Annotated in this window: 10 protein-coding genes; 7 read left to right on the plus strand and 3 right to left on the minus strand. The window is 70.7% G+C overall.

Translation table 11 applies throughout. The features are described from left to right. The first annotated feature begins 80 nt into the window (after positions 1–80). Complete coding sequence (locus Q2K21_RS27110) at positions 81–1,628, plus strand: NAD(P)/FAD-dependent oxidoreductase (protein WP_310775977.1); 1,548 nt, start codon at positions 81–83, stop codon at positions 1,626–1,628. 174 nt (positions 1,629–1,802) lie between these two features. Here the strand turns inward: Q2K21_RS27110 and Q2K21_RS27115 are convergent, their stop codons facing one another. Then, the gene (locus Q2K21_RS27115; RefSeq protein WP_310775979.1) at positions 1,803–3,239 is read right to left on the minus strand and encodes a regulator; all 1,437 of its coding nucleotides are present in this window, start codon (positions 3,237–3,239) and stop codon (positions 1,803–1,805) included. Positions 3,240–3,537: 298 nt separating this feature from the next. On the opposite strand from Q2K21_RS27115, the gene lipB reads away from it, so the two are divergent. The 4 genes from lipB to Q2K21_RS27135 all read left to right on the plus strand — a co-directional run bounded on the left by lipB (position 3,538) and on the right by Q2K21_RS27135 (position 7,151). Then, positions 3,538–4,335 carry a lipoyl(octanoyl) transferase LipB gene (gene lipB / locus Q2K21_RS27120; RefSeq protein WP_310775981.1) on the plus strand — a complete coding sequence of 266 codons (798 nt, stop codon included), beginning with the start codon at positions 3,538–3,540 and terminating at the stop codon, positions 4,333–4,335. 579 nt (positions 4,336–4,914) lie between these two features. After that, positions 4,915–5,880, plus strand: a complete 966-nt coding sequence (gene lipA / locus Q2K21_RS27125; RefSeq protein WP_310775983.1) for a lipoyl synthase — start codon at positions 4,915–4,917, stop codon at positions 5,878–5,880. 278 nt (positions 5,881–6,158) lie between these two features. After that, positions 6,159–6,356 carry an SCO2195 family GlnR-regulated protein gene (locus Q2K21_RS27130; protein ID WP_310775985.1) on the plus strand — a complete coding sequence of 66 codons (198 nt, stop codon included), beginning with the start codon at positions 6,159–6,161 and terminating at the stop codon, positions 6,354–6,356. 96 nt (positions 6,357–6,452) lie between these two features. Beyond that, positions 6,453–7,151, plus strand: coding sequence for a DUF4191 domain-containing protein (locus Q2K21_RS27135; protein ID WP_310775987.1), 699 nt, complete (start codon positions 6,453–6,455; stop codon positions 7,149–7,151). A 277-nt stretch (positions 7,152–7,428) separates the two neighbouring features. On the opposite strand, the gene Q2K21_RS27140 is transcribed toward Q2K21_RS27135, so the two are convergent. Then, positions 7,429–7,896, minus strand: a complete 468-nt coding sequence (locus Q2K21_RS27140) for an RDD family protein (RefSeq protein ID WP_310775989.1) — start codon at positions 7,894–7,896, stop codon at positions 7,429–7,431. A gap of 198 nt (positions 7,897–8,094) precedes the next feature. Here Q2K21_RS27140 and glnA point away from each other — a divergent pair, with 198 nt between their 5' ends. Then, a complete protein-coding gene (gene glnA, locus Q2K21_RS27145; RefSeq protein WP_310775991.1) occupies positions 8,095–9,504 on the plus strand; it encodes a type I glutamate--ammonia ligase in 1,410 nt (469 codons plus the stop codon). Between the two features lie 547 nt (positions 9,505–10,051). Beyond that, positions 10,052–10,321, plus strand: a complete 270-nt coding sequence (locus tag Q2K21_RS27150; protein WP_310775993.1) for a hypothetical protein — start codon at positions 10,052–10,054, stop codon at positions 10,319–10,321. A 190-nt stretch (positions 10,322–10,511) separates the two neighbouring features. Here the strand turns inward: Q2K21_RS27150 and Q2K21_RS27155 are convergent, their stop codons facing one another. Next, positions 10,512–14,261 carry a S8 family serine peptidase gene (locus tag Q2K21_RS27155; protein ID WP_310775995.1) on the minus strand — a complete coding sequence of 1,250 codons (3,750 nt, stop codon included), beginning with the start codon at positions 14,259–14,261 and terminating at the stop codon, positions 10,512–10,514. Positions 14,262–14,486: the final 225 nt, after the last annotated feature.

A 14,486-nucleotide genomic window follows, 5' to 3' on the forward strand; every position in this document is an offset into this window, starting at 1 on the left:
CTCGATTCGAACTCGGGTATTCCTCACGTCTGTTGGGGGCATGACGTCTCCACCGGCCGCACAACCTCGAGGAGGGGCACGTGCTAGAGCCCGTGTATCAGGCGGACGTCGTCATCGTGGGGGCCGGGGTCGCCGGCCTCGCGGCGGCCCACCGGCTGACCAGCGCAGGAGTGACGACCGCAGTCGTCGAGGCCGCCCACTGCGTCGGCGGCCGCATGTCGACCGAGAAGGTCGACGGCTTCCGGCTCGACCGCATCGGACAGCTCCTGTCCACGTCGTATCCCGAACTGTGCCTGACCCCAGGGCTCGACGAGCTCGTCCTGCGCCCCTTCGCGCCGGGCGTCCTGGTGCACAGCGAGGGGCGACATCACCGCGTGGGCGCCCCCTTGACGGGAGGGGGCGCGGGGGGCGCACGGAGCGCACTCAGCGCTGTACGCGCCCTGGCAAGTGCTCCCCGCGTAACGCCCGCGCCCGGAGCGGGAAGCGATGCGCCCGGGGCGCGGCTGCCGGGAGTGCGGTCGATCGGGCCGCGGACGGCGCGGTCGAGGGCAGCGGGGGCGCGCTCGGCCGAGTGGCGGTCCGACGGGCCGCTCGGCGGTGCCATGGACCAGGCCGGCGACCGTGCCCAGTCCTTCGGGCCGCCGCGCTCCCCCCTTCTCGGCTTCGCTCGAACGGGGGGATCCCCACGCCCCCTCCGCATCGTCGCGCCCCTGAGGCTGCGCGCCGAGCTCGCGCGGATCGCCGCCACGCCCCTGGAACGGCTGCTGGCCCGGCCCGAGTTGCCCGCGGGGCGCGCGCTCGCGGCCCGTGGGATCCCCGCCCGTACCGTGGACGGCTTTCTGCGGCCGCTGCTCGCCGCCCTGCTGTGCGACCCGGAACTGACCACGTCGAGCCGCTGCGCCGACCTCGCGCTGCACGCCTTCGCGAGCGGCCGGCTGTGCGTACCGGAGGGCGGGGCGGAGGTCCTGCCGGAGCTGCTGGCACGGGCGCTGCCGCCGGGTACGGTGCACACGGGGGTCCGGGTGACCTCGGTCTCCACCACCTCGGTGACCACCGCCGAGCACGGTGAATTCCGCTGCGCCGCCGTTCTGGTGGCCACCGACGCGCACACCGCCGCCGAGCTGCTGCCCGGTCTGCGGGTGCCGGACTTCCATCCCGTCACCGTCGTCCACCACACCACGGACGAGCCGCCGTCGACCGGTGCGTCGCTGCTGCTCGACGCGGACCGCGGCGGGCCGGTGGCGCACACCGCGGTCGTCAGCCACGTGGACCCGTCCCGGGCGCCCGCGGGCCGCGCCTTGATCTCCTCGACGGTCCTCGGTCCGCCGCCCGACGACGTCGACGGCGCCGTACGGGCCCACCTGGCGCGCCTGTACGGCACTTCGACCGCGCGCTGGGAGACGCTCGCCGTGCGCCACACCGCACGGGCCGTGCCGGCGATGCGGCCACCGCACGACCGGCGCCGGCCGGTACGGCTGCTGGCCGGGCTGTACGTGTGCGGCGACCACCGCGACACGAGCACGGTCCAGGGCGCGCTGCACTCCGGACGCCGGGCCGCGTCCGCCGTGCTCGCGGACCTGGGCGCGGGCCCGATGAACATCGCGGAACCGCTGCGCACGGCGGCCTAGGCGCTCCGCTGGAAGGAGGTCCGTCACCTGCGAGCGCGTTGTGGCTGGTCGCGCAGTTCCCCGCGCCCCTTTGGGGCGCTGTCGAACCGCACCGGAGATCAGCGAACCCACTTGGCTCCTGCCGTCGAACTCCCGTTGCCGGGCAGGCGGGAGTTCGACGACAGGGCCTGGGGCTCAGTGCAGCGCCGCGACCTTGTCGCGGTAGCCGCGCACCGGCGCCGCGTCCCTGTACGGCTCCAGGCGGCGCTCGAAGTCGCGTACGTACTCGACCGCCCGCACCGACCGCATCTCCGAGGCCTGCCCGGCGGCCTCGGCCGCCAACAGGCAGGCCTGGTCCAGCTCGCCGAGGCCGAGCCGCGCCGTGGCGAGCACGACCCGGCAGAACAGCCGGCTACGGGCGTAGCCGGGCGCCCGCAGCTGCAGCGAGCGCTCGGCGTGCTGGACCGCGGCCCGGTACTGCTGCAGGTCCCGGTGGCAGTGTCCGAACTCGTCGGCGAGCTGCGCCTCGTCGAAGAACCGTGCCCAGTACGGGGCTTCGTCGCCGGTCCGGGCGGACTCCAGTGCCCGCTCGGCCCGCACCAGCGAGGCCGTGCACGCCCGTACCTCGCCGAGCACGCCGTGTCCGCGCGCCTCGACGGCGTGCAGCAGCGCCTGGACGACGGGCGGCGCCGAGGTACCGACGCCCTGCTGCGCCACGCGCGCGAGTTGCACGGCCTCGCGCCCGTGGCCGAGGTAGACGGCCTGACGGCTCATCGTGACCAGCACATACGCCCCGTACATCCGGTCCCCGGCCGCCTGCGCGAGCCGCAGTGCCTGGACGAAGTAGCGCTGGGCGAGACCGTGCGCGCCGATGTCGTACGACGTCCAGCCCGCGAGCCGGGTCAGATCGGCGGCCGCCGCGAACAGGCGGCGGCCCGTCTGCTCACCGTAGGTCCCGCGGAGCATCGGCTCGGCCTCGTGCTCCAGGTAGCGCACGAGCGCCTGGCGGGCGTGGCCGCCGCCGTAGGCGTGGTCGAGGGCGCGGAAGAGTTCGCCGACCGAGCGCAGCGCGGCGATGTCACCACCGCTGACCTTCTGGCCGGCACCCCGCTCGGACTGGCCGCGCTGCCGGGGCACGACGGGGCGGCCCTGGGCGGGGACGCGGGGGGCGGCCTCACCGCGGGTCACCTTGTCGTCGGCCCGGCCGATCAGCCAGTCCCGGCTGGGCACGACGAGCCCGGCCGGGGTGAAGGCGATCTTGCGCAGCTCGGCGTGGCTGCCGGAGTCCTTGCGCCACAGCCCGCTGACGATGTCGACGGCCTCCTCGGGGGTGGCGGCGAACTCCAGGCCCGCGTACACCGGGGCACAGGCGTCGAGCCCGAGGTCCTGTGCGGTGAGCCGGCGTCCGAGCCGCCGCGTGAACACCTCGGCGATGAGCGCGGGTGTGGTGCCGCGCGGCTGCTGTCCGCGCAGCCATCGCGTCACGGATGTCTTGTCGTATCTGAGATCGAGCCCGTGTTCGAGGCCTAGCTGGTCGACGCGACGGGCGAGACCTGCGTTGGAGAACCCCGCTTCTGCGATGAGCGCGGCGAGCTGTCGGTTGGGGGTGCGCTGCGCGGGTCGTTCCGTCATCTGCGGTGCGGTCTCCTGCCTTTCGGGCCTCTGCGGCGGCCTCGGGGAGGGGCAGGTGCCTCCCCCGGTCGCCGCGGTACCCGGATCGCCTGTGAACAGCCCTTATGGCCACGTGGACGGCGCGAATGTAGCGGAGAGTGAGCACGCGATCGCACAGTTCACTGCCCTTTCATCCGATCGTGTGAGGATTACTCGATCGGGCTGACGGGCGCGACCGGACGGCACCGGTTCGGCGGGGGGACGTACAGTGGCGTGGGCGCCTTTCGCGCCTTACGAAGCTTCTAGGGAGGCGCTTGCCGTGAGTGAGTTGCGGTTCGTCCGTATGGGGTTCGGGGCTCAGGCCGTCGAGTACCAGGAGGCCTGGGACGAGCAGCGCCGGGTGCACGCCGCCCGCTTCGCGGACGAGATCCCGGACACCTGCCTGCTCCTTGAGCACCCCCCGGTCTACACGGCGGGCCGGCGCACGGCGGACGACGAGCGCCCCCTGGACGGCACGCCGGTGATCGACGTGGACCGCGGCGGCAAGATCACCTGGCACGGCCCGGGCCAGCTGGTGGGCTACCCGATCCAGAAGCTCCCGCGCCCGGTGGACGTGGTGGCGCACGTCCGGCGTCTGGAGGAGGCGCTGATCCGCACGTGCGCGGAGTTCGGCCTGGAGACCACCCGGGTCGAGGGCCGCAGCGGCGTATGGGTCCTCGGCGACCCGGTGGAGCAGCGGCCGTCGCTGGGCGGGCTGTCGCTGGACTTCGACCCTCGGTTGACGGACGAGGAGTTCGACCCGCGGTTGAACGGCCCGGAGTACGCCCCCTCCAACGCCGGCCAGCGCCGGGAGGACCGCAAGATCGCGGCGATCGGCATCCGCGTCGCCAAGGGCGTCACGATGCACGGCTTCGCGCTGAACGTGAACCCGGACAACGCGTGGTTCGACAGGATCATCCCGTGCGGGATCCGTGACGCGGGCGTCACGTCGCTGGCGAACGAGCTGAAGCGAGACGTGACGATCGCGGAGGTCCTGCCGGTGGCGGAACGGCATCTGCGGGACGTCCTGGAGAACGCGGAGCTGAAGCCGCGCGAGATCGAACGGGCCTCGGCGTAGCCCGGCGGGCCACCGAAGCACATGTTCTCGCCCCAGCCGCCCCTGAAAGATTCAGCCCCTCCGACGTTTGAGGAGCGGGGTCCGTGGCGGAGCCCCGGCGGGGGTCCGAGGGGGGAAGCCCCAGCGGGAGCCCGAAGGGACGATGCCCCAACGGGAGCCCGAAGGGACGAAGCCCCAGCGGAGGCCCGAAGGGACGAAGCCCCAGCGGAGGCCCGAAGGGACGAAGCCCCAACGGGGGCCCGAACGGACGAAGCCCCAGCGGAGGCCCGAACGGACGAAGCCCCGACGGGGTGCAGGGGCCGAGCCCCGCGGGGGTCCGAGGGGGCGGAGCCCCCTGGCGGGGTGCAGGGGCCGAGCCCCGCAGGGGTCCGAGGGGGCCGAGCCAGCCCCCCGGGCGGGGTCGAAGGGGCGGAGCCCCTGGAGACGGGACGGGTAGGGGCGGCGGGGGCGAAAAAAATCCCGGCGCACCCCGGGCAGGGGAATGCACCCCGAAGCCCTCAGGTTGGCCTCGACGCGGGGGCCGATAATCACGGGCGTACCCTGGTGTACGCCGAAGAATCGAAGCTACAGGGAGCCGATGTGTCCGCAGTCGCACCCGACGGACGCAAGATGCTGCGCCTGGAGGTCCGCAACAGCCAGACCCCCATCGAGCGCAAGCCCGAGTGGATCAAGACCCGGGCGAAAATGGGTCCCGAGTACACGAAGATGCAGAGCCTCGTGAAGAGCGAGGGCCTGCACACGGTCTGCCAGGAAGCCGGCTGCCCGAACATCTACGAGTGCTGGGAGGACCGCGAGGCCACCTTCCTCATCGGCGGCGACCAGTGCACCCGGCGCTGCGACTTCTGCCAGATCGACACGGGCAAGCCCGAGGCGCTCGACCGCGACGAGCCCCGCCGCGTGGGCGAGTCCGTGGTCACCATGGACCTGAACTACGCCACCATCACCGGCGTCGCCCGCGACGACCTGGAGGACGGCGGTGCCTGGCTGTACGCCGAGACGGTCCGCCAGATCCACCAGCAGACCGCCGGCCGCGAGGGCGGCCACACCAAGGTCGAGCTGCTCGCCCCCGACTTCAACGCCGTACCGGAGCTGCTGGAGGAGGTCTTCGCCTCCCGCCCCGAGGTCTTCGCCCACAACGTCGAGACGGTCCCCCGGATCTTCAAGCGCATCCGCCCCGGCTTCCGCTACGAGCGCTCCCTGAAGGTCATCACCGCGGCCCGCGACTACGGCCTGGTGACGAAGTCCAACCTCATCCTCGGCATGGGCGAGACCCGCGAGGAGGTCAGCGAGGCGCTCAAGCAGCTGCACGAGGCCGGCTGCGAGCTGATCACCATCACGCAGTACCTGCGCCCGAGCGTCCGCCACCACCCCGTGGAGCGCTGGGTCAAGCCGAACGAGTTCGTGGAGCTGAAGGAGGAGGCCGAGCAGATCGGCTTCTCGGGCGTGATGTCCGGCCCGCTGGTGCGTTCCTCGTACCGCGCCGGCCGGCTGTACCAGATGGCCGTCGAGAAGCGAGGCACGTACGTCGCCTCGCAGGCCGTCTGATCCCGCCCTCACTGATGGACATGGCACTGCGTGCCAGTTCCCTGCGTGTGAATCCGCGCACAAGCGACTACCGTCCGGTAGTGGCCGATTGACGCGGCCCCGACCATCCCCGCAGCTAGCGGGCACATCGGGGCCGCGTCGCGCTTTTCGGGCATCACATCAAGGCTTCATTGACGTTTGACCGGTCAGTCACGCCCTGGTAACACCGAACAGTGACCCTGGTCTTACGCCACGTACACCCTGACCCAGAGCCGCCGATCCGAGGGGGGACCTCCATCATGCAGGCCGCACCCGTTCGCGCCACCGCGATCCCGTCATTCACCGATGCACTCCGTGCCATCGAGTCGCTGCTCATGAGCGGCGGCCAGCGGACCGCCCGCCGGAACGCCTGGACCTCCGTCCTGGAGGACCGCCGCCGCGCCAAGGACCGCGTCGAGGCGCAGCGCGTGCTCGACGCCGCGGTATCGCGCTCCTAGCCACGACTCGCACTCCCCCGCCCCGGAGCGACCCCACCGCTCCCCCACCGGGCACTGCCGTCGTCGCCGCTCCCGGGGCCACGTAGACTTCGTGGCATGGCGAGGAAGGAAACTGCAGCGGACGCTGCGAACGCGGGGCGACTGAAGCAGATCGCCCTGACCTACAAGATGACCCGCAAGGCCGACCCCAGGATCGGTCTTGTACTCGCGGCTGTCGGGATCGTCACCTTCGGTGTCTTCCTCGCGATCGGCTTCTTGATCGGTCACCCCATCTATCTCGGCATTCTCGGCTTCCTGCTCGCCTTCCTCGCGACGGCGATCGTCTTCGGACGCCGGGCCGAGCGCGCCGCCTTCGGGCAGATGGAGGGCCAGCCGGGCGCCGCCGCCGCGGTTCTGGACAACATCGGCCGTGGCTGGACCACCACGCCGGCCGTCGCGATGAACCGCAGCCAGGACGTGGTGCACCGGGCCGTCGGCCGGGCCGGCATCGTGCTGGTCGCCGAGGGCAACCCGAACCGGGTGAAGAGCCTGCTGGCCGCCGAGAAGAAGAAGATGGCGCGCATCGTCGCGGACGTGCCGGTGCACGACATCGTCGTCGGCACGGGCGAGGGCCAGGTCGAGCTGAAGAAGCTCCGCACGACGATGCTGAAGCTTCCGCGGGTGCTCACCGGTGGCCAGGTCACCGCGACGAACGACCGACTGCGGGCGCTGGGCGACCTGATGAGCAACATGCCGCTCCCGAAGGGGCCGCTGCCGAAGGGGATGCGGATGCCTCGGGGCGGTCGCATGCGGTAGCGCTGCCGCTGGGCCGGACCGACTACTCGGGGCCCGGGGAACCTGGTGGTTCCCCGGGCCCCGTCGTGTGTCCGGGAGTGCGGGAGTCTTGTCCGGCTCGGGCCGGTGGTATCTGTCGCGCAGTTCCCCGCGCCCCTACAGCAGTTCCCCGCGCCCCTACAGAGGGGCACCGTGCAGGAGCGTCTTTCGCCGCCGGCCGGTGGGGGTTTCTCGCGCAGTTCCCCGCGCCCCTGACGGGGCGCTTCCCCCCTGTGCAGGTCACAAGGCGCCGTACACCTCAGATCCTGATCTCGACCGTCTTCGCCACTCGGTCGTGCAGGCCCCTGCCGTCCCGGTCCCAGATCAGCGGCGGGAGGGCCAGGCACAGGAGGCTCGTGCGGGCCAGGGCGCGGAGCGGGGCCACCCGGCCCGTGTCCACCGACACCACGCGGAGGCCGAAGAGGCGCTTGCCCGGGGTGGAGCCGACCGTGCCGACCGTCAGAACGCCGAGCACGAAGAAGATGAGCAGGGCCCAGTTTCCCGTGGCCTGGCCGTAGCCGTCGGTGATCAGGCCGTATGCGATCAAGAGGCACAGGCCCCAGTCGACTGCTAGGGCGCCGAGGCGCCGGCCGGGGCGGGCGATCGAGCCCGGTCCCTGCTCCGGCAGACCCAGTTGCTGACCCCGGTATCCGAGGTCCGCCCCGGCATCTTCCATGGCCGCGCGGGGACCGGAGAGCCACGATCCGATTGCTTGCCTGTTGTCCACCCGTCCACGGTACTGCTCCCGTTTTGGCGGGCATGGTGGTGGGGTCATCGAGACGCGAGCTGGTTAACCTGAGAGAAACAAATGGGTCACGCCTGAGAAATCCTCCGTCCCTAGGGTCGGCTGCAGCGTGTGCCACCGCACTGGCCGCACGAACGAACTACCACCCCGGCACGGACGGTCGGGAGTAGGAGGAGCTGGATGTTCCAGAACGCCGACGAGGCCAAGAAGTTCATCGCGGACGAGGACGTCAAGTTCATCGACGTCCGGTTCTGCGACCTGCCGGGCGTGATGCAGCACTTCACGGTGCCGGTTGAGGCGTTCGACCCGGACGACGAGCTCGCCTTCGACGGGTCGTCGATCCGTGGTTTCCAGGCCATTCACGAGTCCGACATGGCGCTGCGCGCGGACCTGTCGACCGCCCGGGTCGACCCCTTCCGCCGCGACAAGACGCTGAACATCAACTTCTTCATCCACGACCCGATCACGGGCGAGCAGTACTCCCGTGACCCGCGCAACGTGGCGAAGAAGGCCGAGGCCTACCTCGCCTCCACCGGTGTCGCCGACACCGCGTACTTCGGCCCCGAGGCCGAGTTCTACGTCTTCGACAGCGTGCGCTTCAAGACGTCCGAGAACGAGTCGTTCTACCACATCGACTCCGAGGCGGGCGCCTGGAACACGGGCGCGCTGGAGGACAACCGCGGTTACAAGGTCCGCTACAAGGGCGGTTACTTCCCGGTCCCGCCGGTCGACCACTTCGCCGACCTGCGTGCCGAGATCTCCCTTGAGCTGAACCGTGCCGGTCTCCAGGTCGAGCGCCAGCACCACGAGGTGGGCACCGCCGGCCAGGCCGAGATCAACTACAAGTTCAACACGCTGCTCGCCGCCGCCGACGACCTCCAGCTCTTCAAGTACATCGTGAAGAACGTCGCCTGGCGCAACGGCAAGACCGCGACCTTCATGCCGAAGCCGATCTTCGGTGACAACGGCTCGGGCATGCACGTCCACCAGTCGCTGTGGAGCAACGGCGACCCGCTGTTCTACGACGAGGCCGGTTACGCGGGCCTGTCGGACATGGCCCGCTACTACATCGGCGGCATCCTCAAGCACGCCCCGTCGCTGCTCGCCTTCACCAACCCGACGGTGAACTCGTACCACCGTCTGGTGCCGGGCTTCGAGGCGCCGGTCAACCTGGTGTACTCGCAGCGCAACCGCTCCGCGGCCATGCGTATCCCGATCACGGGTTCGAACCCGAAGGCCAAGCGCGTCGAGTTCCGCGCCCCGGACTCCTCCGGCAACCCGTACCTGGCCTTCTCGGCCCTGCTGCTCGCGGGCCTGGACGGCATCAAGAACAAGATCGAGCCGGCCGAGCCGATCGACAAGGACCTGTACGAGCTGGCTCCGGAGGAGCACGCGGGCGTCCCGCAGGTCCCGACCTCGCTCCCGGCCGTCCTCGACTCGCTCGAGGCGGACCACGAGTTCCTGCTCGCCGGTGACGTCTTCACGTCGGACCTGATCGAGACGTGGATCGACTACAAGCGCGCGAACGAGATCGCCCCGCTGCAGCTGCGTCCGCACCCGCACGAGTTCGAGCTGTACTTCGACGTGTAAGACGCCTGTGACCTGCAGAAATGCAGGCATGAGCGGCGTGTATTGGTGCAGGTCAACAGTTCGCTGACCTGCACCGACACACGATCGGGACTGCCAAATGAGGCCCTGTCTCCATCTCATGTGCAATGCCCGTGCACCAAACTCGAACTCATCGTCAGTCCCTCTCATCAAGGCCCGGGTCACGGGGTGGCGCCGCAGGGTCCTGACGCCGCTGCTGCACCACGCCGTCACCGACAGCGGCCGTACCCTTGATGAACCGTCCGTCTGGCGACGCCTGCGCACCATCCTCCGCCGCGCCTGCCGCCACCATCGCCCTGGAGCAGGGACACCCCCGGGCGGACGTCCAGGACGCCATCGGCCACCGGAAGCCGCGCACCCCCGGCGCTACGACCGGCGCCGCCACCAGCTGCACCACTCCCCGCCTACGGCCTCGCCGACCGGCTCGCGATCTCCGAGGTGTAGATCGACCCTCCGAGCAAGATAGCCGGAAGCTGCCTGCCTGCTGAGCCCGCGTCCTCCACACCATCACCGGCGCGGCAAGGCCCGGATGGGGCGTGGCGGCCGCGACGACCTCATCACCAAGCTGGTGCAGGCCGAGGTCGACGGGCAGCGGATGACCGACGAGGAAGTGATCACGTTCTCCGCCATCCGGGTGCTCGCCGGGCACGTCACCACCACACTGCTACTCGGCACCACGGTCCGCTGCCTCGACGAAAATCCGTGGGTCGTGGACAAGCGGCGGGGCGAGCCAGACCTGGTATTCCAGTTGCAGTTCGCTATTCCTGCTGGTCAGCGGCCTGTTCGTGAGTGTACTTAACTGATGCTGTGTTAGTAGTCGGGATCCTTGCACGGGCGCGGAACTCGCCAAGGGCGGCATGTCGCTGAGCACCCCCGTCGCCCGGGCCGCGCCACGCGGTGCGGGACCGCCGGAGCGGCGAACGGTCCGTCCGGGGTCGTGCGACCCCGGACGGACCGTTGTTCACTCGCGCGCGATCCGCGACTGTGCGTCATCGCAGGCCGAACGCCCGAATCACCGTCTGGTGCACCGCGTTGCCCGCTGAGTCCTCGGCGCTCGCCCTGAGCGACACGTAGGACGCCTTCTTCGGCGCGTCCAGGCGGTACCGCCCGTTGTGGTCACAGGTGGCCCTGTGCCACGTCGTGCCGCCGTCGTAGGACATCTCCAGGGTGACCGCGCCGACCCGGCCGGCGCCGACGGCACCCGGCAGCTGAGCGGCGGTGACGGACAGGGTGTCGTGCCGTCCGGCCCGCCCGGCCGAGTCGGTGCCGACCTCGTAGTCGATCTGCACCAGCGGCAGCACCGCGTCGGAGCCGTCCACCGTCGCCTTCGAGGTGAAGTCCCACTCGGTGCGCGTGCTGGAGGAGTACGGGGTGAACGTCACGTCGCGCTTGCCGGTGACCACCAGCCGGTACGGCAGCTTGCCGGCGCCGGGTGCGTCGCCCGAGACGTTCGTGAAGGTTCCCGTGCCCAATACCGTGGTGCCCTGGTAGAGGGTCTGCCGCTGCTCTGCTCCGCCGTCGATCTGGTTCATGCCGACGTGGTTGCGGCTGCCCCAGGCGGGGGTGTCGATGTACAGGTGGTCACCCGTGCGCGTGGGCAGACTGTAGACGTCGTTCAGGTAGGGCCGCTCGATCGGCTTGAACCACTCCTCGGACTGCGTGCTGCCCGCCCGGTAGGAGGTCTTGGCCCCGGCTTCGAAGACCATGCCGTCCGCGTACGCGCTCTGGCTCCAGCTGTTGAAGCCCCCGGTGGAGACCCAGTCGGTGCGCTTCCCCCGCACGGGCTCCGGCATCATCGCGCCGATGGCCCAGTTGTTGTAGGTGGGCCAGTCGAACCGGAACTCGCCGCCGGTGCTCCCCGGGGCCGGGCTGTCGAAGGTCTCGTCGACCCGGGCGAGGTTCTTGGAACTGCCCTGCACCACCATGCGGGCGGGGATCTCGTTGTGCCAGGTCCGGTCGAGGTCGTAGACGTACGGGCTCACGGGCGCGGAGCCGACCGTGACCGAAGCGCTGCGGGCCTGGGCCTGCCGGACGAGCTTCTCGCCCTCGTCGGTGCTGAGCAGGCCCACGTCGAGCGGGATGGGCGACGACCCGAACGGCGCGTTGTAGCGGCGGAAGCCGCGGCCGTCCACGTTGTTCACGACCAGCATGAGCTTCGCGCCCGCAGCCATCGCGGCGGCCGCCTGGTCCCTGTCGGACACGTCGTCGTTACGGCGTACCACCACGGCCTTGCCGTGCACGTCGAGGTGAGCATAGTCGGTGCTCGCGCCCTGACCGGCGAAGACCAGCGGGAGCTTGACGGTGCCCTTGGGCAGGGGGGTGACGCCGTCCTGGCGCAGCACGTCGGTGAAGTCGGTCGTCCGGGTGGAGACGGACAGTGCGGGCTGCTCCTTGCGCCACCGAGCCGCCAGGTAGAAGTCGCCGTGGGTGACCTTGTGGGTGGTCGGCTGGGCCCACAGGCTGTCGTAGTTGGTCTGGGTCTCCATGTAGTCCCGCCAGATCTGGCCGCCCATCAGGCGGGTGTAGTCCAGTCGCTGGTAGGTCGTCTCCGTCCGCTGAGGGGCCGTCATGTCGATCCGGTCGATCGTGGACGCGTCGAGCGTGACGGTGGTGTCGCGGTCCAGTCGGACCTCCGGGTCGCCCAGCAGCGCCATGCCCCACGAGTGGGGACCGTGGACGCCCTGCACCCTCTTGAAGGACAGCACCGAGTACACGTCATTGGGCAGGTACATCCGCGCCGTACCGGAGTCGTCGATCTCGACGAACATCGGGGAGTCGTCACCGGACCTGAGCAGTTCGACCACGCCGGACATGGGCCGCCCCTGGGCGTCCTTGAACTCCATGGTCAGTTTGTGCTCGACATCGCCGAGGGAGACGGCGGTGTGCGCCGCGACCTCGCCGGCCGCGGTCTTCGCGACGACCTGGCCGGTGTACCGGCCGCCGGCGGTGACGCCCGAGCCGTCGATCGTCACGGTGACACCGGCGCTGCCGTGCGCGGGCACGACCACCTGGGAGGCGGAGAGCCGGAACACCCCGGCGGGGGCGTGTGCCGCCTCGACGCTCAGCGCGAGGGTGACGGGCGTGTCCGTGGTGTTGGTGTACGTCACCGGGCGCTGTACGCCGTCGGCGGGATTCTGCGGAACCTGCGCGGCGTACGCGGTCGCCGTGGCGAAGACTCCGGCATGTGAGGCCGCGGCGACGTCGAGGCGGCCACTGCCTGCCTGGAAGGCGTTGTACTGCGGGGTCTGCCGGGAGCTGCTGGTCAGCAGATCCTTCAGCTGGCTTCCGGTGAGGTCCGGATGAGCGGCGGCCATCAGCGCGGCGGCGCCGCTCACGTGGGGCGTGGCCATGGAGGTGCCGCTCATGGTCTGGTAAGCGCCCTCGCCGTTGCCGTCGAACTGGGAGTTGGCCGCGAGGATGTCGACGCCGGGGGCGGTGATCTCCGGCTTCAGCGCGCCGTCCACGCGGGGACCCTGGCTCGAGAACTCGGCCAGGGAGTCGTCGGAGTCGACGGCACCCACGGTCAGCGCGTCGCTCGCCGCGCCCGGTGCGCCGATGGTGTCGGGTGCCCCCGAGTTGCCGGCGGCGACGACGAACAGCGCGCCGGTCTCGGCGCTGAGCCTGTCGACGGCCTGGCTGAGGGGGTCGGTCCCGTCGGACGGCTGACCGTCGCCGAGGCTCATGTTGATGACCTTGGCGTGCTGGTCGACCGCGGCCCATTCCATGCCGGCCAGGACCCAGGAGGTCTGACCGGACCCGGTGTCGTCCAGCACCTTGCCGATGTCGAGGCGGGCGCCGGGGGCGGCACCCTTCTCCCTGCCGTCGGAAGCCGCGCCGCTACCGGCGATGATGGACGCGACATGCGTGCCGTGACCGAAGTGGTCGTCCGTGTTCTCGTCCGGTACGAAGCTCTGCCGGCCCGCGATGCGGTCCGCGAGGTCGGGGTGTCCCGCGTCGACGCCGGTGTCGAGGACGGCCACGTCCACGCCCTGTCCGGTGTTGCCGTCCGCCCAGACCTGGGGGGCACCGATCTGCGCCGTGCTGTCGGCGAGGTCGGCATGGACGAGGCCGTCCAGCCAGATGTGCGTGATCCCGTCGGCGAAGGCCGGTGCGGCGGACTGCTCGCGGGCTCCGTCTCTCGTCGCCGTCCCGGCCACGGACTTCCAGAAGTCCGCGGCGTGCGAGCGGTCCGCGGTGAGGGCGGCGCCGTTGATGCCGTCGAGGGTACGGACCCGGGTCGCCCCGTCGGGCAGAGCGCTGCCCCTGCTGCGCGCGTCGGCGGAGTGCCTGTAGGAGACGATGAGCGGCAGCCGGTCACGGTGCGCGTCGTCGTACCTGTCGGCGATCATGGCCGTGATGTTGAACAGCTGCCGGTCCAGGATGCCCTTGGCCACGAAAGGCAGCACGCACTCGGGGAACACGTAGAGGTCGTCGCCCGACGTCAGGATGTGGGTCTCCACCGGACGCCCGTCGGCACCGCGGACGCTGACGATGCCTCCGGTCCCGTTGCCGGTGCCGGGACTCTGCCGGGTGGTGACCACGTCACCGGTGATCAGCGTGACGGAGTGGTCGCCGGCGGGCACCCGGTCGGACGTGGATGCGGTGGACGGGGAGCCGACGGCGTCGGAACGGGCTGCTGAGGACGCGAAGGCCAGCGCGTCGTAGGGGCCGGCCAGCGCGAGTACCAGAGCGCCGACGGCAACCGGCACACTCCAGCGTCTGCGGTGGTGTGCTTTCACAAGGTCTCTCCCGGCTCTGCAGTCGGGCAGAGCACGGTCGTGTCCTCTGCCGTCCAAGTGGCGCCGCCTGACCGGTCGTAGGCGCCGACGGTGCTCGGAGCCCTTCCACAGGTGGCGTGAACGTTCCGAGTGAAAGCTTGTGAACGACCAATGTCTAGATCAAACTCGTGTCGTACACCGCCAGTTGGCGATTCGTGCCACGCCCGTCCCGACTGCTCGCCGGGC

The sequence above is a fragment of the Streptomyces sp. CGMCC 4.7035 genome (assembly GCF_031583065.1).
Lineage (GTDB): Bacteria > Actinomycetota > Actinomycetes > Streptomycetales > Streptomycetaceae > Streptomyces > Streptomyces yaanensis.